The 21016-nt window shown below is 67.1% G+C and carries 12 protein-coding genes; 7 read left to right on the top strand and 5 right to left on the bottom strand.

Annotated features, from left to right (window positions below):
* Positions 1-241: 241 nt before the first annotated feature.
* From pks2 to FR943_RS14025, 6 genes are all read left to right on the top strand, one after another.
* Positions 242-6517, top strand: a complete 6276-nt coding sequence (gene pks2 / locus FR943_RS14000) for a sulfolipid-1 biosynthesis phthioceranic/hydroxyphthioceranic acid synthase (protein WP_275957451.1) — start codon at positions 242-244, stop codon at positions 6515-6517.
* Positions 6518-6546: 29 nt separating this feature from the next.
* Positions 6547-7998 (top strand): condensation domain-containing protein, encoded by a 1452-nt coding sequence (locus tag FR943_RS14005; RefSeq protein ID WP_217158031.1) that lies wholly within the window; start codon positions 6547-6549, stop codon positions 7996-7998.
* Between the two features lie 24 nt (positions 7999-8022).
* A complete protein-coding gene (locus FR943_RS14010; RefSeq protein ID WP_308170547.1) occupies positions 8023-9432 on the top strand; it encodes a hypothetical protein in 1410 nt (469 codons plus the stop codon).
* A gap of 3 nt (positions 9433-9435) precedes the next feature.
* Entirely contained in the window at positions 9436-10809 is a 1374-nt protein-coding gene (locus tag FR943_RS14015; RefSeq protein WP_217158032.1) for a wax ester/triacylglycerol synthase domain-containing protein, read from the top strand.
* Between the two features lie 100 nt (positions 10810-10909).
* On the top strand, positions 10910-12661 hold the full coding sequence (locus FR943_RS14020) for an AMP-binding protein (protein ID WP_217158034.1): 1752 nt from the start codon (positions 10910-10912) through the stop codon (positions 12659-12661).
* Entirely contained in the window at positions 12658-13947 is a 1290-nt protein-coding gene (locus FR943_RS14025) for an Rv1490 family membrane protein (RefSeq protein ID WP_217158037.1), read from the top strand. The genes FR943_RS14020 and FR943_RS14025 overlap by 4 nt, the downstream gene beginning before the upstream one ends.
* Positions 13948-13960: 13 nt before the next feature.
* Here FR943_RS14025 and FR943_RS14030 read toward each other — a convergent pair whose 3' ends face one another.
* Together FR943_RS14030 and FR943_RS14035 are read right to left on the bottom strand one after the other, a co-directional pair.
* On the bottom strand, positions 13961-14401 hold the full coding sequence (locus FR943_RS14030; protein WP_217158039.1) for a hypothetical protein: 441 nt from the start codon (positions 14399-14401) through the stop codon (positions 13961-13963).
* A 50-nt stretch (positions 14402-14451) separates the two neighbouring features.
* Positions 14452-15162, bottom strand: coding sequence for a GAP family protein (locus FR943_RS14035; RefSeq protein WP_217158040.1), 711 nt, complete (start codon positions 15160-15162; stop codon positions 14452-14454).
* A 106-nt stretch (positions 15163-15268) separates the two neighbouring features.
* Here FR943_RS14035 and FR943_RS14040 point away from each other — a divergent pair, with 106 nt between their 5' ends.
* Positions 15269-16597: a hypothetical protein gene (locus tag FR943_RS14040; RefSeq protein WP_308170548.1), complete on the top strand. Its 1329-nt coding sequence runs from the start codon at positions 15269-15271 to the stop codon at positions 16595-16597.
* Between the two features lie 20 nt (positions 16598-16617).
* Here the strand turns inward: FR943_RS14040 and FR943_RS14045 are convergent, their stop codons facing one another.
* From FR943_RS14045 to FR943_RS14055, 3 genes are all read right to left on the bottom strand, one after another.
* Positions 16618-19692, bottom strand: coding sequence for an MMPL/RND family transporter (locus FR943_RS14045; RefSeq protein WP_246584982.1), 3075 nt, complete (start codon positions 19690-19692; stop codon positions 16618-16620).
* Positions 19693-19869: 177 nt separating this feature from the next.
* Positions 19870-20607, bottom strand: a complete 738-nt coding sequence (locus FR943_RS14050; protein ID WP_217158042.1) for a hypothetical protein — start codon at positions 20605-20607, stop codon at positions 19870-19872.
* 44 nt (positions 20608-20651) lie between these two features.
* On the bottom strand, positions 20652-21005 hold the full coding sequence (locus FR943_RS14055; RefSeq protein WP_217158043.1) for an XRE family transcriptional regulator: 354 nt from the start codon (positions 21003-21005) through the stop codon (positions 20652-20654).
* Positions 21006-21016: the final 11 nt, after the last annotated feature.

Here is a 21016-nt window from a genome sequence, read left to right on the forward strand (position 1 = left end):
AGTCTGCCACTTTGCGCGGTGCGTTTGATTCAGCGAACGCGTGGTGATTTTTGCGAACACCTGTTTCCAACATCTGAGTTCGACTAGGCGTTACGCTACGGACCCGCGTTGGCAACGACTCGAACCGGAAGCGAGATTCGGTATCGTCCGTCGTTGGCGACGTAGCACACATTCTTTTGCGCAGTCTTAGTACGTTGATCGAACTTTGCTCGTCGATCAGATAGAGAGAGGTTGAGCCAACTTGGCCGAGATTCCAGTGACTCCGATTGCCGTGGTCGGCATGGCGTGCCGACTGCCCGGGGGCATCGACTCACCGGCCAAGTTGTGGGACGCACTCCTGCGCGGTGACGACCTGGTCACCGAGGTCCCGTTGGATCGATGGGACGCCGAGGAGTTCTACGATCCCGAACCCGGGGTGGCCGGCCGGTCGGTGTCGAAATGGGGCGGCTTCCTCGACGACGTCGGCGGGTTCGACGCGGATTTCTTCGGTATCGGTGAACGCGAGGCCATCGCGATCGATCCCCAGCAGCGCCTCCTGCTGGAGACGTCGTGGGAAGCCCTTGAGCATGGCGGAATCGATCCGACCACCCTCGCCGGATCGCTGACCGGAGTTTTCGTGGGCATGACCTACGCCGACTATCAGCTGGTGGCTGCCGACGCCCAGGTGCTCGACGGCCCCTACGGCTTCACCGGAAGCAACTTCAGCCTCGCCTCGGGTCGCATCGCGTACGCACTCGGGGTCAACGGACCGGCTTACACCGTGGATTCCGCCTGCTCGTCGGGATTGCTCGCGGTCCACAACGCCTGCCGCAGTCTCGCCGACGGTGAGAGCGATCTCGCGCTGGCCGGCGGGGTCAACATCGTGCTGGAGCCGCGCAAGATGGCCTCCGGCTCCGCGCAGGGCATGCTCTCGCCGACCGGTCGCTGCCACGCATTCGATGCGGCGGCAGACGGCTTCGTCTCGGGTGAAGCCTGCGCCATGGTGCTACTGAAGCGACTGCCCGATGCGCTGCGTGACGGGGACCGGGTGCTCGCGGTGATCCGCGGTACCGCGGCCAACCAGGACGGGCACACGGTCAACATCGCCACCCCGTCGCGGGACGCGCAGGTCGCCGTCTACCGAGCGGCGCTGGCCGCCGCGGCCGTCGACCCCGCCACCATCGGCATGATCGAGGCGCACGGAACCGGCACACCGGTGGGCGACCCGATCGAATACGCCGGTCTGGCCCGGGTGTACGGCGCCGACGGGCCCTGCGCGCTCGGCTCGGCGAAAACCAACTTCGGCCACAGCCAGTCCGCTTCCGGAGCGGTCAGCCTGATCAAGGCGGTGCTTGCCCTGCAGGAAGCCGTCGTCCCGCAGAGTCTGCACTTCGAGCGGCTGCCCGACCAGATGGCCGAGATCGACACCAATCTGTTCGTGCCGCAGGCCAATGTGCCCTGGCCCGAGGTGTCCGGGCAGCCTCGGCGGGCGGCAGTGTCCTCGTACGGGTTGTCCGGAACCAACGTGCACGCGATCGTCGAGCAGGCGCCGGCGCAGCCGTCGGGGCCCACCGTGGTCGACGGCGACGCCAGTGGGTCTCCGCTCGCCGATGGACCGAAGCTGTTTCCCATCTCGTCGACGTCGGTGGAGGCGCTGCGGCAGACGGCGGGACGCCTGGCCGACTGGGCGGTCGATTCGGACCTCCGCGACGCTGGACTCGGCGATCTGGGTTACACCTTGGCGCGGCGCCGCGGTCACCGCGATGTCCGGGCCTCGGTGCTCGCCGGCACCCCCGAAGAGCTCGTCAAGGCGCTCCGCGAGGTGGCCGACGGGGAAACGCCGTTCGAGCCCGCGGTGGGAGACGGCCGAGGTCCCGTGTGGGTGTTCTCCGGACACGGGTCGCAATGGGCCGGGATGGGGGCCCCGCTGCTGGCGGCCGAACCGGTGTTCGCGGCCACCGTGGCCGAGTTGGAGCCGCTGATCCTGGGTGAGTCCGGATTCTCGGTGACCGCGGCCATGTCGGATGCCGAAGTGGTGACCGGGATGGACCGGGTGCAGCCGACGGTTTTCGCGGTGCAGGTTGCACTCGCGGCCACGATGAAGTCCTACGGGGTGACCCCGGGGGCGGTGATCGGCCATTCGATGGGTGAGGTCGCCGCTGCCGTCGTTGCCGGCGCGTTGACGATCGAGGACGGCGTCAAGGTGATCTGCCGGCGTTCCCGGTTGATGGCGGGCATCGCCGGGTCCGGCGCCATGGCGTCGGTGGAACTCCCTGCGGCGCAGGTCCTCTCCGAACTCGCGGCGCAGGGAATCGGCGATGTCGTGCTGTCGGTGGTGGCCTCCCCGGAGTCGACGGTGGTCGGCGGAGCCAAGGAATCGATCCGAAACCTGGTGGCCACGTGGGAAAAACGAGGCCTGCTGGCCCGCGAGGTGGCGGTGGAGGTCGCCTCGCATTCTCCTGAGGTCGACCCGATCCTCGACGATCTGGCCGATGAGTTGGCCGATCTGAGCCCGACGGAGCCCACGGTTCCGTACTACTCGGCCACCCAGTACGACCCGCGCGAAGAACCCATGTGGGACGCCGATTACTGGGCCGACAATCTGCGCTACACCGTGCGGTTCGCCGCCGCGGTGCAGGCCGCATTGGAAGACGGCTACCGCGTGTTCGGTGAATTGGCACCGCACCCGCTGCTGACGCACGCGGTCGAGCAGACCGCCCGCAGCCTGGACATGTCCATGGCCGTGCTGGCCGGCATGCGCCGCGAACAGCCGATGCCGACAGGTCTGCGCGGATTTGTCGGTGACCTGCACAACGCCGGTGCGACCGTGGACTTCTCGGTGCTCTACCCGGACGGTCGGCTGGTTGAGGCGCCCCTGCCGGCGTGGACGCACCGCACCTTGCTTCTCGCGCGTGACGGCCAGGATCAACGCGGTCGCGGCGGCCACACCGTCGCGGTGCATCCGTTGCTCGGGGCGCACGTGCGACTTCCCGAAGATCAGGAACGTCACGTCTGGCAGGCCGACATCGGCACCGAGGCGCAGCCCTGGCTCGATGATCACCGGGTGCACGACGTGGCGGCCCTGCCCGGCGCTGCCTACTGTGAGATGGCATTGACCGTGGCCGCAAGCGTTTTCGGGGACGACGCCGAAGTGGGCGACCTCGCATTCCACGACCTGCTGTTGCTCGACGAGCACACCGAGGTGTCAACCGTCGCATCGGTTCTCACCGAGGGGGTTGCCGAGTTCGGGGTAGAAACCACCCACGAAGGCGAACGGGTGCGGCGTGCCTCCGCACAGCTGCGGGTCGGCGACGCGCAGCCGCCGCAGGGCCATGACGTCGCCGCCCTGCTGGCCGTCCATGCCGACCGGGTCGACGGTGCCGATCTGCGGGAATCGTTTGCGGCGCACGGTATTCAGTACGGGCCGGCATTTGCGGGCCTGGCTGCGGCCGCCACCGGAGCGGGAGCGTCGGTGTTCGCCGAGGTCGCACTGCCGCCGGCGCTTCGCTCCCAGCAGTCCGCCTACACCGTTCACCCCGCCCTTCTCGATGCCTGCTTCCAGGCGGTCGCAGTCCATCCCGTCATCCGGGACAACCCGGCCGGCACGCTGCTGCTGCCGTTGGGGGTGCGCCGGATTCGCGTGCACGCCGCGACCAGAGGGGCGCACTACTGCCTGGCGCAGGTCAACAAGCTCGGTGAGGTCCTGGTCGAAGCGGATCTGCAGATCCTCGACGAGCACGGCAGCGTCCTCGTCACGATCGAGGGGTTGCGGCTGGGATCGCAGGCCGGGGCCGCGCACCGTGACCACACCCTCAACAACCGTCTGCTGACCGTCAATTGGATCCAGCAGGGTCGGCCCGAGGCCGGTGAGACCGGCAGCCGGTCGGTGTTGGTGATCGAGCCGACGGAGCCGGGCAGTGAACTGTCCAACGAGCTGGTGTCGGTGTTGGATTCGCACGGCGTCACCGCCAACCGGATGATCTGGCCGGCCGGTGTCGACGACATCGCAGCCGAGGAGACCCTGGAAGCCCACCTGCAGAACGACAACATCGGTGCCGTGGTCGTGTTCGCGGGAGACGGGCCGGAATCCGGTGCGCTGTCGCAGAGCGCCGACGAGGTTCGCCGCCTGGTTCACATCGCTCGTCAGCTGCCCGAGGCTGCCGGTGCACCCCGGCTGTATCTCCTGACCCGGAACGCACAATCCGTGTGCGACGGGGACCCGGTCAACCTCGCCCAGGCCGGGTTGCGCGGCCTGATCCGGGTGATCGGTGTGGAGCATCCGCACCTGCACCCGACGATGATCGACGTCGACCGCGGTACGGCGGCGCAGTCGTTGGCCGCCCAGCTGCTGTCGGAATCCGAAGAGGACGAGACCGCGTGGCGTGAGGACGAGTTCTACGTGGCACGCCTCAACCTCAGCCCGTTGGGCGCCGACGACTTCCGGTCCACGGTGGTCGACCACCAGCATGACGGGGTGCGACTGCAGATCCGCACTCCCGGAGATCTGCAATCGCTGGGGCTGGCCGCCGTCGACCGAGCGGAGCCGGGGCCCGGTCAGATCGAGGTCGCGGTGCGGGCGTCGAATCTGAACTTCGCCGACGTTCTGGTGGCGCTGGGCCGGTACCCCAGCTTCGAGGGGCGGCTGCCGCAGCTCGGGGCCGACTACGCCGGTGAGGTCGTGGCGGTCGGGCCGGGGGTGACCGAGCATCAGGTGGGGGATCTGGTGGCCGGGATCTCCACCAACGGTGCCTGGGCCACCTACATCACCTGCGACGCGAACCTCGCGGTCGCCAAGCCGGCCACCCTGACCGCCGGTCAGGCCGCCGCAGTGCCCAGTGCGCACGCCACGGCCTGGTACAGCCTGCACAACCTGGCCCGGATCTCCTCGCGGGACAAGGTCCTGATCCACTCTGCCACCGGCGGTGTGGGCCAGGCCGCGATTGCGATCGCCCGCGCCGCCGGTGCCGAGATCTTCGCCACCGCTGGCAGCCCGCATCGGCGGGAACTGTTGCGCGGCATGGGTATCACGCACGTCTATGACTCCCGCAGCCTCGATTTCGCGGAGCAGATCCGTCGCGATACCGACGGCTACGGTGTCGACATCGTGCTGAACTCGCTGCCCGGTGCGGCCCAGCGGGCCGGGTTGGAGCTGCTGTCGTTCGGCGGACGCTTCGTCGAGATCGGCAAGCGTGACATCTATGGCGACACCCGGATGGGATTGTTCCCCTTCCGGCGCAACCTGTCTTTCTACGCGGTGGATCTGGCGTTGTTGACGCTTACCGATCCGAACACGGTGCGCGATCTGCTGACGACGATCTACCAGAACATCGCCGACGGTATTCTGCCCGCGCCGGAGACCACCCACTACCCGCTGGCCGACGGCGCCACGGCGATCCGCGTGATGGGTGCCGCGGAGCACACCGGGAAACTCGTCCTGGATGTGCCGCGCAGCGGCCAGGACCCAGCGGTGGTGCCCCCGGCTGAAGCCAAGGTGTTCCGCGGCGACGGCGCGTACATCGTCACCGGCGGTTCAGGTGGCCTCGGACTGTTTCTCGCCGAGAAGATGGCCGAATCGGGCTGCGGTCGCATCATTCTCAACGGCAGGTCGGCACCGGGACCGGCGGTGCAGTCGGCGCTGCGGCGGATCCGGGCGCTCGGTGTCGAGATCGAGGTGGAGCGCGGAGACATCGCCGACGCCGAGACGGCCCGTCGGTTGGTGACGGCGGCCACCGCCACCGGCCTGCCGGTGCGTGGTGTTCTGCACGCGGCGGCGGTGGTGGAGGACGCCACCCTGAACTCGATCACCGACGAACTCGTCGAGCGGGACTGGGCGCCAAAGGTTTACGGTGCGTGGAACCTGCACGAGGCGACGACAGGTCAGCCGCTGGACTGGTTCTGCTCGTTCTCCTCGGCTGCGGCCCTGGTCGGTTCGCCCGGGCAGGGAGCGTACGCGGCGGCCAACAGTTGGCTGGACGCGTTCGCGCACTGGCGCAAAGCCCAGGGCCTACCGGCCACCGCCATCGCGTGGGGCGCCTGGTCCGAGATCGGGCAGGGCCAGAACCTGGCGCAGGACGAGGCCATGGCGATTCGACCCGAGGACGGTGCCTATGCCTTCGACGCGCTGCTTCGGCACGATCGCACGCACACCGGTTACGCACCGGTGGCCGGGGCGCCCTGGCTGGCGTCGTTCGCCCAGAGTCGGCCGTTCGCCGAGGCGTTCCGCAACCTCGACAAGGGACGCGCGGGTGGCAGCCAGTTCCTTGCCGAACTGCGGGCATTGCCCACCGAGGAATGGTCGGCGCGGCTGCGCCGGCTGATCTCGGATGCGATCAGCCTGATCCTGCGGCGGGCAGTCGATCCCGACCGTCCGCTCTCGGAGTACGGGCTGGATTCACTCGGGAACCTCGAGCTGCGCACCCGGATCGAAACCGAGACGGGGATTCGGATCAGTCCGATGGGCATCACGACGATCCGGGCGCTGGCCGACAGCTTGACCGAAACGCTGGCCGCCGAAGTCGGCGCTGCGACACCTTCATAACGATCCGGCAGTAGAGAGCTAGGAGACACATGGTTGCTTTTGAAGCAATCCACGACTGGGTCGACGCCCCGGGCACGGTTATCTCGTGGGAACCCTCGGCGGCCACGCTTGCCAAGGTCGCCGCGGCTCCGGTCAGTGCGGTGCCGGTGAGCTACCAGCAGGCCCAGCATCTGCACGCCTATCGTGACCACGCCGCGCACGGGCGGTCGATGGCGCGGCTGAACATCCCGTCGTGGAACATCGCCGGGCAGTGCGATGTTCGTGCCATGACGCATGTGATCAACGCCTACCTGCGTCGTCACGATACGTTTCACAGTTGGTTCGAACCCGACGGTGCCGGAGGGTTCGTGCGCCGGACGCTGGCCAACGCCCGCGACATCAAGTTCGTCCCGAAGAACCTCGCGGAGATGGCCGCCGAACAATGGCGCGAGCACCTGCTCGGCACGCCGGATCCGTTGCAGTGGGACTGCTTTCGGTTCGGCATCATCCAGCGGTCGGACCACTTCACGTTCTACCTCAGCGTCGATCACGTCCACGCCGACGCGATGTTCATGGGCGCGTTGTTCGTCGAGATCCACATGATGTACGCGGCTTTGGTCGGTGGCGGCGCTCCCTTGCAGCTCCCGGAGGCGGGCAGCTATCACGACTACTGTGTCCGGCAGCAGGAGTACACCTCGGCGCTCACCGTCGATTCGCCCGAGGTTCAGGCCTGGATCGACTTCGCCAACGACAATGCCGGTACCTTGCCGAAGTTCCCGTTGCCGCTCGGTGAGCCGGCCGACTCCCGCGGCGGGGCCCTGCTGACGGTGCAATTGCTGGACGACGATCAGACCGACCGTTTCGAAGCGGCCTGTGCGGCCGCCGGAACGCGGTTCAGCGGGGGTGTGTTCGCCTGCGCCGCCATGGCCGACCACAAGATCACCGGCGCGGACATGTATCACGTCATCACGCCGACGACGACGCGGAGCACTCCGGCCGAGTACATGACCACCGGTTGGTTCACCGGGCTCGTGCCGATCAGTGTGCCGGTGGCGGGCTCGTCGTTCGGTGCCATCGCACGCGCCGCGCAAGCCTGCTTCGACTCCCGGATCAACCTGGCCCATGTGCCGTTCGAGCGCGTGCTGGAACTCGGCACCGAGGCCGGGGTGCACAAGCCGACGTCCGGCGTCCCCATGCTGTCGTATCTCGACGCCGGCTTGCCGCCGTTGTCTCCTGCGATCATCGCCGAGTGGAACCAGCTCAACGGCCGCGTTTTCTGCGACGCCGGCGATGCGCATCAGATCGGGATGTGGGTCAACCGGTTGGGCCGGGGAACCACCGTCACGGTGGCCTATCCGAACAACCCGGTCGCACGCGAGTCGGCGTTGCGCTACACCGAGGCGATGCAGGCCGAGTACCTCGACGTGGTGACCGGACGGGTGAGCGCCACCTCCAGAGGAGCGGTACCCGCGCTGGCGGTGCTGAGCTCGACGGTGGGTTGACCTGTGGCGGAGGGGGTTCGACCAGTGGCAGTGTTGCACGGTTCAGGGGGCGCGAATGTCCGCTCGGCGGTGCCGGATTCAGCGGTACGGGACAACCGGCTGAGCTATACCGACCAGGCGATGTTCTTGGCGTTGCGGGCGACCGGTGAGGAATCACTGGCCCAGCTGGTGTGGCTGTACGAACATCCCGTCGATCTCGATGCGGTCCGAAAGCTGCATCAGAACCTCGGCTTCGGCTTGTTCGGCCGGCGGATCGAAACCTCACCGCTGCCGTTCGGCCGGCATCGTTGGGTCGCTGCCACCGGCCCGGCCGCGCCGCTGGACATCGCGGCTACCGCGCGTCCGCGCACCGAACTGACGGATTGGGCCGACGAGCGCGCGGGCCTCCCGATCGATCCGGAGACCGGTCCCGGCTGGCGCTTGGGCGTGCTTCCGATGACGGACGGCTCCACGGCGATCAGTCTGGAGATATCCCACTGCCTTTCCGACGGCATGGGTGCGGTGCTCACGATCACCGATGCGATGAAGGGCATCCGGCGTGAGCTGGGGTATCCGGAGCCGCAGGCGCGCACCCGGTGGAATGCTTTGAAAACAGATGGCCGCGAAACGGTTCGGAGCCTGCCCGAGGTAGCCCGCACCGTGGCGAGAACGGTCCGGCTCGGATATCGACGCCGGCACGACATCGCTCGTTCGGCGCCGCCGCCCGCAGTGCCTTACACCGGCGATCCCGAGGCCGAGGTGCTGGTACCGGCGATCTCGGTGTTCGTCGGTCTGGCCGACTGGGACGCCCGGGCGCAGGCCCTGCAAGGGAATTCACATTCGCTGCTGGCCGCATTCGCAGCGCGACTCGGCGCCCGGTTGGGCCGTCAACGGGCCGACGACGGTGCGGTGAGCCTGCTGATCCCCATTGCCGACCGGGCCGAGGACGACACCCGGGCCAACGCGGTGACCCTGGACAGCATCGCCGTGAATCCGGTGCCCGTCACGAAAGACCTCACCGAGGCGCGGGCGGTCATCAGGGCGGGCTTCAAGAAGCGTCGGGACGAACCCGACGAATCACTGGAGTTGTTGCCGCTGATCCCGTTCGTTCCGAAGGTCGCCGTGCGGCGCGGTGCCGACGTGCTGTTCGGCTTTTCCGACCTTCCGGTGTCCTGCACCAATCTCGGTGACCTGGACCCGGTTCTGGGCCGGGCGGACGGCACCGATTGTGCGTACCTGATGCTGCGGGGTGTCAACGGGCGCATCCCGCGCAAACTGCTCGAACAGCGGCGCGGGTTGCTGACCGTGGCGTCAGGCCGAATCGGGGATCACATCTCGATCACCGTGGTGGGTTACGAGCCGGGCGCGGTCAACACCAAGCACAGCTTGCGCGAACACGCCGTACACGTGTTGGGAGAGTTCGGGTTGACCGACATCCGACAGGCCGGGTGCTGACCGATGGCCAAAGCGAATACCGGGACGGCACAAGACAATCGGCTGGTGTATCTCGACCAGGCGATGTTCGACGCGATGCGGGCGGGCAAGCGCGCGCAACTCATGCAGTGTCTGTGGATCTACGAACACCCCGTTGACTTCGACGCTCTGCAGCAGTTCCACCACGATCTGAACGGCACCTTCGCCGGTCGGCTGATCCAGCGTTCGCCGCTGCCGTTCGGCCGGCATCGGTGGGTCTCCGGTATCGGAACCGAGTGCGCGATGGACGTCGAATCGACGCCCAGGTCCCGCGCTGATCTCAGCGACTGGACCGACGAGCAGGCCGCCCGGCCGATCGACCCCGAACACGGACCGGGATGGCGCCTTGCCGTGCTCCCGATGACGGACGGTTCCACGGCGATCAGCCTGGTGGCGTCGCACTGTATGGCCGACGGCGTGGCCGGCATCGTCTCGGTGATCTGCGCGGCCAAGGGGGAATCCCTGAATTTCGGTTATCCGCCACCGCGTGCCAGGACCGTGCGTGCCCGGCTGCGCGCATCCCGCACGGACATTGCGGCGACCGCCCGTGATCTACCGGAGGTGTTCCGCACCGTCGGTGCGGCCACCAGGCTGATCCTCCGGCGTCGGCATGAACTTGCCCGTCCGGCAACCGCATCCGAGCCGGTCGCACAGGCCGGCAGCACGCGGGTGGTGACTGTGCCGGCGATATCGGTGTTCCTCGATGTGGAGCAGTGGGACGCGCGCGCGAAATCGCTCGGCGGAAATACCTATTCGCTGCTCGCCGGATTCGCCGCCCGGCTCGGTGACCGCATGGGACGGCGCGGCGGAGAGGATGGCTCGGTCAACCTCCTGCTGGCCCTGAGCGAGCGGAGCCTGGACGACACCCGCGCCAATGCGATGACCATCGGCAACGTCGGGGTGGATCCCACCCGGGTGACGTCCGATCTGTCCTCGGCACGGTCGGCCATCCGGACGGCCATCCAGACCCGCCGCGAGGGCCCGGATGAGTCGGCGATGTTCCTGCCGCTGATCCCGTTCGTTCCCCGGCGGGCGCTGACCCGGTTGTCGGACGCGTTCGTCGGCGCAGCCGGCCTACCGGTGTCCTGCTCGAATATGGGGGAGTTGGACCCAGCGTTCAGCCGGGTCGACGGCACCGACGCCGAGTACGTGGTGATGCGGGGGATCGATCAGAACGTCGTCGAGCACGAAATCGTCAGCGCCGGAGGTCATCTGGTTCTGGTCTCGGGACGGCTGGCCGGGAAGGTCTCGATCTCCATCGTCGGCTACCAGCCTGGGGCGGCAAATACCAAAGCCTGGCTGCGCGAGCTGACCACACAGGTATTGGATGAGTTCGACCTCACCGGGACGGTCGTCTGATGGCCCCGGGTTCAATCGCCGCGACACACCGTCGCGGTCTGGCTCTCACCAGGTCGGCAGGAGTGCGCCTGCATCCCGTCGAGCACGAAAGGTATGGCAAGTGATCGCATCTTCTCTGACCGCTGTGCTGCGCGAACGCGCAAGTGTGCAGCCGAACGAACCTGCGTTTACCTACATCGACTACGACCACAACTGGGACGGTGTCGAGGAGACGCTGAGCTGGTCGCAGATGTACCGTCGGGTGAAAAATCTGGCCGTCGCCTTGCGTGAGGTCGCAGCGGTAGGGGATCGGGCCCTCATCCTGGCTCCGCAGAGCCTGGAGTACATCGTGTCGTTCCTGGGGGCGATGGAAGCCGGCCTGATCGCGGTGCCGATGTCCACGCCGATGGCGGGGGCACACGATGAACGGGTCAACGCGGTGATGAACGATGCCGCACCGACAGTCATCCTCACCACGTCCGCGGTGGCCGCCGAGGTGGCGCCGTACGCACAGGCCGGTGCCGCCGGGGTGGTTCCCACCGTGATCGAGGTGGACCGGCTGGATCTCGACGCGCGCAGCAGTGGGCGGCTCAAACGGGAGACCCTGCCCGAAACCGCCTATTTGCAATACACGTCGGGTTCCACCCGCACGCCCGCGGGTGTGATGGTGTCGAATCGCAATCTCACCGCGAACTTCGAACAGATGATGGGCGGCTTCTACTCCGACTACGACCGGGTGCCGCCCGCTGACAGCACCGTGGTGTCGTGGCTGCCGTTCTATCACGACATGGGGCTGCTGCTGGGCGTGTGCGCTCCGATCCTCGGCGGTTGGCGGACCATCGTGATCAGTCCGCTGTCCTTCCTGGCGCGGCCGGCTCGGTGGATGCAGCTGCTGGGCAGTTACCCCCACGCGCTGACGGCCGCCCCCAACTTCGCCTTCGATCTGGCAGCGACCCGCACCAGCGACGACGATCTGGCCGGCTGCGATTTCGGCAATGTGCTGAGCATCATGAGCGGCGCCGAACGTGTGCACGACGTGACGGTGCGGCGTTTCGCAGAGCGCTTCGCCCGCTTCAACCTTCGCGCCCAGGTGATCCGGCCGTCGTACGGTCTGGCCGAGGCGACGCTGTACGTGGCCACGCGAACTCCGGGACAGCCTCCGCTGGTCGCGAACTTCGAACCGGAAAAGCTCTCGGCCGGGCATGCCGAGCGGTGCGGCAGTGGCACGCCGTTGATCAGTTACGGCACACCGGATTCGCCGTTGGTACGCATCGTGGACCCCGAGCAGTGCACGGAGTGCCCGGCCGGCATGATCGGTGAGATCTGGGTGCACGGCGAGAACGTCTCGGCCGGGTACTGGAACAAGCCGGAGGAGACCGAACAGACCTTTGGCGGACGTATCGTCGACGCACCGGCCGAGGTGCCGGCCCAACAGTGGCTGCGCACCGGCGATCTGGGCTTCATCTCCGAGGGTGAGCTGTTCATCATCGGCCGGATGAAGGACCTGCTGATCATCCGTGGCCGCAACCACTACCCGGACGACATCGAGGCAACGGTGCAGGTGATCACCCGCGGCCGGGTGGCTGCGGTCGCGGTACCCGACGACGCGACGGAAGCGCTGGTGGTGATCGCCGAGATCAAGAAGAAGGGTGAGGACGCCGACGCGGTCGCCGAGTACCTCCGCAATGTGAAAGGTGAAGTCGCTTCGGCGGTTTCAACGGCACACGGGGTGTCAGTGGCTGATGTCGTGTTGGTGTCGGCGGGCTCGATTCCCATCACCACCAGCGGCAAGACCAGGCGCTCGGCGTGTGTCGTGAAGTACCGCGACGGCAGCTTCACCCGCGTCGACGCCAAAGTGCCTGTCGGCCAGTGACCCGCTCGACGTCCCGGCCGGCGGTCCCACCTCCACTGCCGGCTCGGGTCGCCGGCCCGAACCTGAGCCGCCGGAGAACTGCCGTCTACCTCGGTATCACGCTGCTGGTCACGGCGTGGTCGCTGGCGATCGTCTACGTCGCAGTGTCGGTGGTTCCCATCGACCACTACCTGATCTCGTACTACGTCGTCGACTACCGGTTCGGCTTCACCCGCCGTGGCCTTGCCGGCGAGATTGTCGGAAATGTTTCCGATGCCGACTTTTTCGTCAACGCGTACGCCATCCGGTGGATTTCCACCGCGGTGTACCTGCTCGGTCTGGCCGCTCTCGGGTACAAGCTGCTCGCCAAACGACGCTCCGAGCGCCGGATCATGGTGGCGATACTGCTTGCCGTACTGCCGTTCGGCGTTCCGTACGCGGTGTACTCGGCGCGTCCGGACCTGTTCGGGGCGGTCGCGCTGATCGCGCTGTGTCTGGCCCTCACGATCGGCCCGCGGCCCCGGTCGGCGGTGTTGTGGTGTGCGCTGTTCGGAGCGGTCATCGCGGTGCTGGCGCTGGTGCACGAGGGCATTGCGCTTGAATTCGGGCTCGGTGCGATCTTGGCCGTCATGGTGCTGGCCCGGGGGCTGTCGGCGGCAGTGCACCGCCTCTGCGCGGTCTTGGCGATCGGCCCCGGCCTGATCGTGGTGCTCGCGGTGGCCGCGCTTGCCAATCACGATGTCAGCGACAGGGTGTGCGCGACCGTTCCACATCGGATGATCGAGACGCCGTTCTCATCGATCAAGTCGGCCCCGGAGCTGGTCGACTACCTCACCGGAGCGACGCCGCACATGTCGGACTATCACGACTGGGTGTGCGGGTGGTACCTGTCGACGTTCGATCACTCCATCAGCGACGGGATGCGGGAGGTTGCCGCGGTCGGATGGCCGGCACTGGTCGGTTCGTTGGTACTGGGCCTGGTCGGGATGGCCCTGACCCTGCGGGCGGTGAGCTATTTTTCCGGTGTCCCGCTGCGCAGCTTCGTCGGTGAGCTGAACGGCCGTTATGCTTTGCCGGCCTTCGGGGTGCTGCTGTCGCTGCCGCTGTTTCTCACCGGCGTCGACTGGACCCGCTGGCTTCTCGTCATCGCGTTCGACGTGGTGGTTGTCTACGTCCTGTACGCAGCTCGGCGCTCCGAAATCGACGAGACACCGTCGGCGCGCACCGTGCGCCGGTTCCCGCTCGTGGCAGCGGGATTCATGCTGATCCCGCTCGGCCTGGCGCCCGGCGGCGGTCCGACGAGATAGCCGGCCGGCCCGACTATCCGAAGGGCCACGGCGGAGGCGGCAAACCCGGCGGCGGTGGTGGCGGGGGCAATCCCGGCGGCGGTGGGGGAGGCGGCAGATCCTGTGGCGAGGGCAATTGCGGCCCAGGCAAACCGACGCCGGGAACAGCCGGCAGCGGAAGTCCCGGCGGTCCGACCGATACCGGGACACTCACCTGGGCGGGGGCCGGCCAGTCGGTCGGCACCGGGCCCGGCTCTGGAATCGGGCCAACCTGTGCCAGGAGTTGCTGCACCTCAGGGGTACACGTCGGGCACTGCAACAGCGGAGCCTCGTTCGCGGCCTCATGATTTTCGGTGTTGACGGGCAATTGCGGATCAATCGGATCGGCCGCGGCGACACCGCTCGCGATTCCGTACATGACGACGCCTACCGTGGCGACGCCGGCTGTACGCAGCAGCCGGTGCGAGAAACTCATCGAGTGCTCCCTCGATTGGAATGTCGTTCGATCATAGTCGTTTCGATTGCTCATAACCCGGCTACGCCGACGGTGACGAGTGCAGCGCCGGCGAGCGTGAGAATCAGTGCGACATCGCGGCGGGTACGGGCCAGGACCCAGGCCCGCATCGCTTCGAGTCGGGCCTGGGTCGCGGCCGGGGCCACCAGGAAACTGGCGATGGGAATGGCGACCACGGTGTTGGCGACGGCGACGAACGTGATGAGCAGACCGAGCTGGTCCAGTGGCGCGGCGCCGGATGTGCCGATGAGGATCAGCAGGGCCAGATAATCGATGGAGGGCAAGGCAATTGCCAGTCCCATCGCGCCGGAGAACCATGGGGAGCTGCCCCGGACCAGGCCTTTGACCCGGGAAGCCACGAACGTGAGGGTTCGCGATTGGCCCGGCGGTGGTGGCCCGCCGGTGGCCGTTATTGCGGCATCGGGTGTGCGGGCGAATCGGCCGAGCGGTAGCTTGCTCGCCAGAACGGCAGCGGCGAGGACCGCGAGGACGCCGAACACGACCTGAATTTTGGCGGTGCTGAACTCGGGTGCGCCCAGCACGCCCGGACGAACCACGAACAGCACGATCAATCCCGCCGTGACGCTCATCAGGAAGCTGCCGCACAGAAACGCCAGCAGTTGCAGCACCGGCCTCGGCCGGCCCAGTGCCAGGGTGATCAGACCGAGCCGCATCGGCTCGAAGTTCACCGCGATGGCAAGGCCGAGCACGGTGATCCACACATCACCGGACCTTACTCGAACCCCACTGGGGGGTGTCCGGCTCACAGACCGCGCCACCGAAGGCGCGGCAGGTACACGCGGACCGGTGACGATCTAACATGCCGAGGTGGACAACACCCTCACGTACATGGACCAGGGGTCATTCCTCGGGCTGCGGGCGCTCGGCCGGGCACCGATCATGCAGTTCACCTGGATCTACCCGGACGGGGTCGACATCGCCGGTTTGCGGCGATTCCACCGCAACCTCGGGCACGGGCTGCTGGGCCGCCGCATCGAGCGCTCACCGCTGCACTTTGGCAGGCATCGCTGGATTCGGTCCGAGGGTCCCGCCGACATCGCCGTCGCCGCAGCGGAGCGCCCCCGCGGCGAAGTCAGCGCGTGGGCTGACGAACGCATCGTCGTCCCGATCGATCCGGAACGGGGACCGGCCTGGCACCTGGGCGTCCTGCCGCTGACCGGAGGTGGCGACGCTGTCAGCCTGGTGGTGTCGCACTCCGTCGCCGATGCGCTGGGCCTGACCCTGGCGATCGCCGATGCCGCCGCGGGAATCCGCCGTGACCTGGGTTATCCCGAACCGGGGTCGACCCCCCGCAAGCGGGCCCTGTGGCGGGACTTGCGGCGCGCGGCCCGGGATCTCCCGGAGGCGGGCCGGGCGGTTCTCGCGACGGCCCGGGTGGCCCGCGCACAGAGCGAGGATCTGGCGGCCTCGGCCAAATCGGCCGCACCGGCGGTCAGGCTGGGCTCCCTCGACCCGATCATCCCGCCCACGGTCACCGCCTACGTCGATCTGGCCGACTGGGACAAGCGGGTGAACGACCTTGGTGGAACCAGCAATTCGCTGTTCGCCGGATACGCCGCCCGGTTGGGGATGCGGCTGGGCCGGGTCGATGCAGAGGGCCAGGCCATGCTGTCGTATCCGGTGAGCGACCGTACCGACGGGGATACCCGGGCCAACGCACTGAACACCGTGACTGCGATCGTGGATCCGGCGCCGGCCACCGCCGACCTGACCGAGATTCGGGCCGAACTCAAGCGGGTGCTCACCGAGTTGGGCAGTGCACCGGATGCCAACCTGGCGCCGTTGCCGTTGACTCCGTACGTGCCGAAGTTCCTGGTGCGTCGGCTGGAACGGATGGTCCTGAAAGTCGGCAGCCCGATCGGCTGTTCCAACCTCGGTGAGTTGCCCCCGGCGGCGAACCGACCGGACGGCACCGATGCCGATTTTCTGTCCTTCCGCATGGTCGAGCCCGGCGTCACCCCTGGCGTGCTGGAAAGCCTTGGGGGACTGCTCTATTTGGCGTCGGGCCGGGCCGGCAAACGGATATTCCTCACGGTGGCCGCATGGACGGCGGGCGGCGCCAATACCCGCACTGAGTTGGCCGAGGCGGTGCGGCGCACGCTAGGCGACTTCGAGTTGCCGGCCCTCATCGACTGAGGTTCGCGCTGGCCGGCGCGTCAATCTGCGGCAGTCGCCAACTCTTGGTCGGGTTCGGAATTCTCGACGGCCTTTTCGGGGCGTTTCGTCTCGGGCTGCCAGCGAGACGGCCACCAATTGAACCGGCCCACCAGGACGGCGATCGCCGGGACCGTCGTGGTGCGCACCAGGAAGGTGTCGAGCAGGATTCCCACCCCGATGATGAAACCGGCCTGCACCAGTGTGCTGATGCTGGCGAACAGCATGCCGAACATCGACGCGGTGAAGATCAGTCCCGCTGCGGTGATCACCCCGCCGGTGGCGCCGACGGTCCGAATCACCGCGGTGCGCAGGCCATGTGGTGATTCTTCGCGGATCCGCGAGATCAGTAGCAGGTTGTAGTCGGCACCGACCGCGACCAAGATGATGAATGTCAGGCCCGGCACACTCCAGTGCAACTCCTGACCCAGGCCTACCTGGAAGAGCAACACCCCGATGCCGAGTGCCGACAGGTACGAAATCACCACCGAGGCAATCAGATACAGCGGCGCCACCAGTGCCCGCAGCAGCACCACGAGAATCAGGAACACCACGGCCACCGTCACCAGGATGATAAATCTGATGTCCTCGTTGTAGTACTCGCGGGTGTCGCGAAGCGAGACCGAGTACCCGGTCATCGAAACCTTGGCGTCGGCGAGTGTGGTGTTGGGTTGTGCATGATGAGCGACATCCAGGATCGCGTCGATCTGATCCATCGCGTCGGTGCCGAACGGGTTGAGCTTGGTTTGGATCATGTACCGCACCGTGTGGCCGTCGGGTGAAAAGAACAGCGCCGCAGCTTTTTTGAAGTCATCAGTGGCCAGGAACTGGGGCGGTACGTAGAAGCCCGACATCGACGGTGTCCTGGCCTCGTTCTTCATCGCCAGCAGGAATGCCGACGCGTCGCCCAGGCCGCCGCCCATCTTCTTGGTTTCGTTGACCAGCAGGTTCACCCCCTCGGCCACCTGCCGGCTGGCATCGGCGAGCGTGTCGGCGTGCTGCTGCAGCGTCGCCATCTGCCGCCGCATGGCCGACGGATCGTCCATCCCGGCCGAACGTAGCGCTTTGGTGGCGGTGTCGAACGCCCCGCGGAGATTGTCGGTGGTTGCACCCAGAGTCTGGTTTCCCTCGGTGGCCTTCAATTGCCGGGCCAACTGGGCGATTCCGGCCAGGGTGCCATTGTCCCCGGCGTCCACCAGCCGTTGCAGCTGGCCGCGGGAGTCGCGGCAGGATGGGTCCGCATCGCAGATCGGGCTGGCATTCAGTGCGGTCAGGACCGGGCGGGCCCGCTGGACCGAGTCGGCCGCATCGTCGAGGGTCACGCCGATCGAGTCACCGAGCGACCGCATGGAGAGGACAAGTTTGGCGGCGCTGTCGAACTGGTTGAGCGCCTTCTCGCCGCCGAACTGTTTCTGCATCGAGGACAACGCGTCGATCAGGCCGCCGACGGTGACGGCCGCCTGCCCGAGTTGACCTCGGACCCCGCCGAGGACGTCGGCGATCTGGGTGGCGCCGCTGGCCAGCTTGTCCATATCGCCACCGCGCTCAGAGACCAGCGACGAGGCATCGTCGAGTTTGGAGCCGACCTCGCCGGCTTGAAACGACAGCCTGGCCTGCTCCAGCGATTCTCCGGTGGGGCGGGTGATACCGCGCACCGCCTCGATGTTGGGAAGCTGACTGATTCGCTGGGCCATCTGCTCGAGGTCGGCGAGTTCCTTCGGCCCGCGCAGATCGTGCGGGGATTCGACCAGCAGGTACTGCGGCAGGCTGGAATTCACCGGAAAATGCGCGGCGATCGCGTCGTACCCCTGGAGGCTTTCCACCGACCCGGGCAGTGCCTTGCGGTCGTCGTAGTTGTAGCTGGCCAGGCCCGCGCAGCTGGCGAGGATCACCAGCAGCACCAGGCTGATGACCAGGTTCCGCCGGGGGTTGCGCACGATCCGCACACCCGAGCGCCGCCACAGCGTGTTGGTGAGACTGCGACGCGGCGAGACCCACCCGCGGCGGCCGGCCAGGGTGAGCACGGCGGGCAGGAACGTCATGGCGGCCAGACAGCCGATGGCGATGGCGACCGCCAAGGCCACCCCGACCGACGAGAAGATGGTCAGCTTGGTGAAGACCATCCCCAGGAAGGTGACCGCCACAGTGGCCGCCGACGCGACGATCACCGGTCCGATCGAGTTCAACGCGTTCTTGACGGAGTCTTCGGAGCTGTGCCCGAGTCTCAGGAAGTCGTGATATCGACTGATCAGGAACACCGCGTAGTCGGTTCCGGTGCCGGCCAGCATCGCGGTGAGAAACACGATGGTCTGGCTCGAGATGGCAAGGCCGAGACTGCCCAGTCCGGCGACAACTCCTTGCGCGGTCGCCAGCGATACCCCGATGGTCAGCAGTGGCAAGACCATCGTGAGCGGGTTGCGGTAGATGATGATGAGAATCGTCAGGAGCATGCCCACGGTCGCGAGCTCGATGTGCACGCGGTCCTTCTCACCGACTTCGGCTATATCGGCCAGGGTGGCGGCCGGTCCGGTGACATGGGCGGTGATCCCGGAACCGTTGACGGCGTCCTTGACGATCCGGGAAACATTCGCCGTCGCGGTATAGGACTGCGGGGAACCCAACTCACCGGTCAGGCTGACCGGTAACAGCCACGCCTTCCCGTCCTGACTGGTCATCACCTGACGCAGCGGGGGTGTGCTGACAAAATCCTGCATGGTCACGACGCTCGCGGTGTCGGCACGCAAGGTGTCGACGAGGCGGTGGTAGACCGCCTCGTCGGCGTCGTCCAACCCGTTGTCGTCGCTGAGGACGACCAGCAGCATGTTGTCCGACCCGGATTCGTGAAACGCCTCCGACATCTGCCGCGCGGCAACCGACCCGGGTGCATCGGCCGGCAGCATCGCCGGCGGGGTCTTCTGGGAGAGTTCGGTCAGCGATGGGAACATCGAGGGCAACGCCGCGGCGAGGACGACCCAGAACCCGATCACCAGCCAGGGCCACCGAACGACGACACCGCCCAGCCGATGGAACGCGCCGCTCTCGGAGTTGTCCGCGGAGCCGTGCAGGCTGCGCAACAACTGTGCTGCCCTACTGATCCTGCATGTCCTTACCTATTCCGCAACCGAACACGCGGACAGCCGTTGTCTCGTGCCCGGCCCGAGGGGCCGATGGTGTCAGTGCGGCCAGTGTATGCGGTGCCGCGGCACGGGTGGGCAATCTCACCGTGCCTGCCCTCGGCGAGACGACCCCGCTGGTCAGTGTCGGCCCGCTCCGGTGAAGACCCGGGTCTTGATCCGCCAGGAATGCGCCGAGGCCAGGGCGAATATCGCACCGCAACCGCAGGCGAAAATCCATACTATGCGGCCGTTTTCGATGGGCTGCAGCGCCGGCACCAGCACCGTGACGGTCCGGATGCTGCACGCCACGAGCCCGCTCGCGGAGGCGAGTAGGTAGATGTTGGCGATCAGCCGGGACCGCGGGTCCCGGCGCAGCACCAACATGGCGCGGGCGCCGTAGGCCAACAGGTAGATCAAGGTGCCGCACAGGATGATCCAGTACACGCTCAGCCACAGGTCGGTGGGCACCTGGAAGAAGTCGGCCCGGTAGATCGTGGCGCCGTTTCCGTAGGAGAACGTCGCCAGCAGCAGCGGGATGCAGATGGTCGCGGGACGTTCCACGTGCTGCTTGAACGACCGCTGCATGGCGTTGTCGTCCTGCAGTCGCCCCATGGAGTGGTAGACCACGGCCGACGCCGCCACGATGTAGGCGTCGTGCCCGAGGTAGTCCTCGACGTTCCAGTTGCCGGTCAACCGGTGCAGGAACGGTCCCACGGTTTCCGAGGCCCACGGTGACATCAAGAACACGGCGACACCCTGCAGCGCGATGTTGAGGGTGGCCGCCACCTCCCATCGGCAGGACCAGGTGACCCTGCGGATCCACAGGCTCCACACGATGCAGCACAACGTGACGAGAATGAGTGTGGCAACGGACATTGGACTGCCTCGGGGTGATGCGGGTGAGAGAAGGACGCCGCCGCTTACAGCGGGGGAGCGTCGGATCGGGGGGTCAGCTGGGACAGTTTCCTGGTCTGGGTGCGGGTGGACGTCTCGGCGGCAGCCACCATCACCGGGGCTGATTCCATGTAGCGCCACACTTCCTGATGGCTCATCAGCCCGAACCGGATCTGCAGGTCGGGATAGCTCAGGTGGAAGCGGTCGGCGACCTGTCGCAACTCCTCGGCATTGGGGTAGTCGGCCTCTTTGATCCGCCGGTAGTAGGTGCTGCTCGACACGCCGAGGGCACTATAGATCGCCTTGGCGTCGACATCGCCATCGAGTAGGTAGTCGAGCAGGGCTTTCAGCTGCCTGCCGTTCTCGTCGGTTCGCGGCATCAGCACACCAT

This window comes from [Mycobacterium] fortunisiensis (assembly GCF_019050325.1).
Lineage (GTDB): Bacteria > Actinomycetota > Actinomycetes > Mycobacteriales > Mycobacteriaceae > Mycobacterium > Mycobacterium fortunisiensis.

Bases quoted from the DNA above. Each gene is read 5' to 3' on its own strand.
- FR943_RS14055 (WP_217158043.1), bottom strand. From the start codon at position 21,005: ATGCCGCGAACCGACGAGAACGGCAGGCAGCTGAAAGCCCTGCTCGAC.
- FR943_RS14015 (WP_217158032.1), top strand. From the start codon at position 9,436: ATGGCCAAAGCGAATACCGGGACGGCACAAGACAATCGGCTGGTGTAT.
- FR943_RS14050 (WP_217158042.1), bottom strand. From the start codon at position 20,607: ATGTCCGTTGCCACACTCATTCTCGTCACGTTGTGCTGCATCGTGTGG.
- FR943_RS14005 (WP_217158031.1), top strand. From the start codon at position 6,547: ATGGTTGCTTTTGAAGCAATCCACGACTGGGTCGACGCCCCGGGCACG.
- FR943_RS14030 (WP_217158039.1), bottom strand. From the start codon at position 14,401: ATGAGTTTCTCGCACCGGCTGCTGCGTACAGCCGGCGTCGCCACGGTA.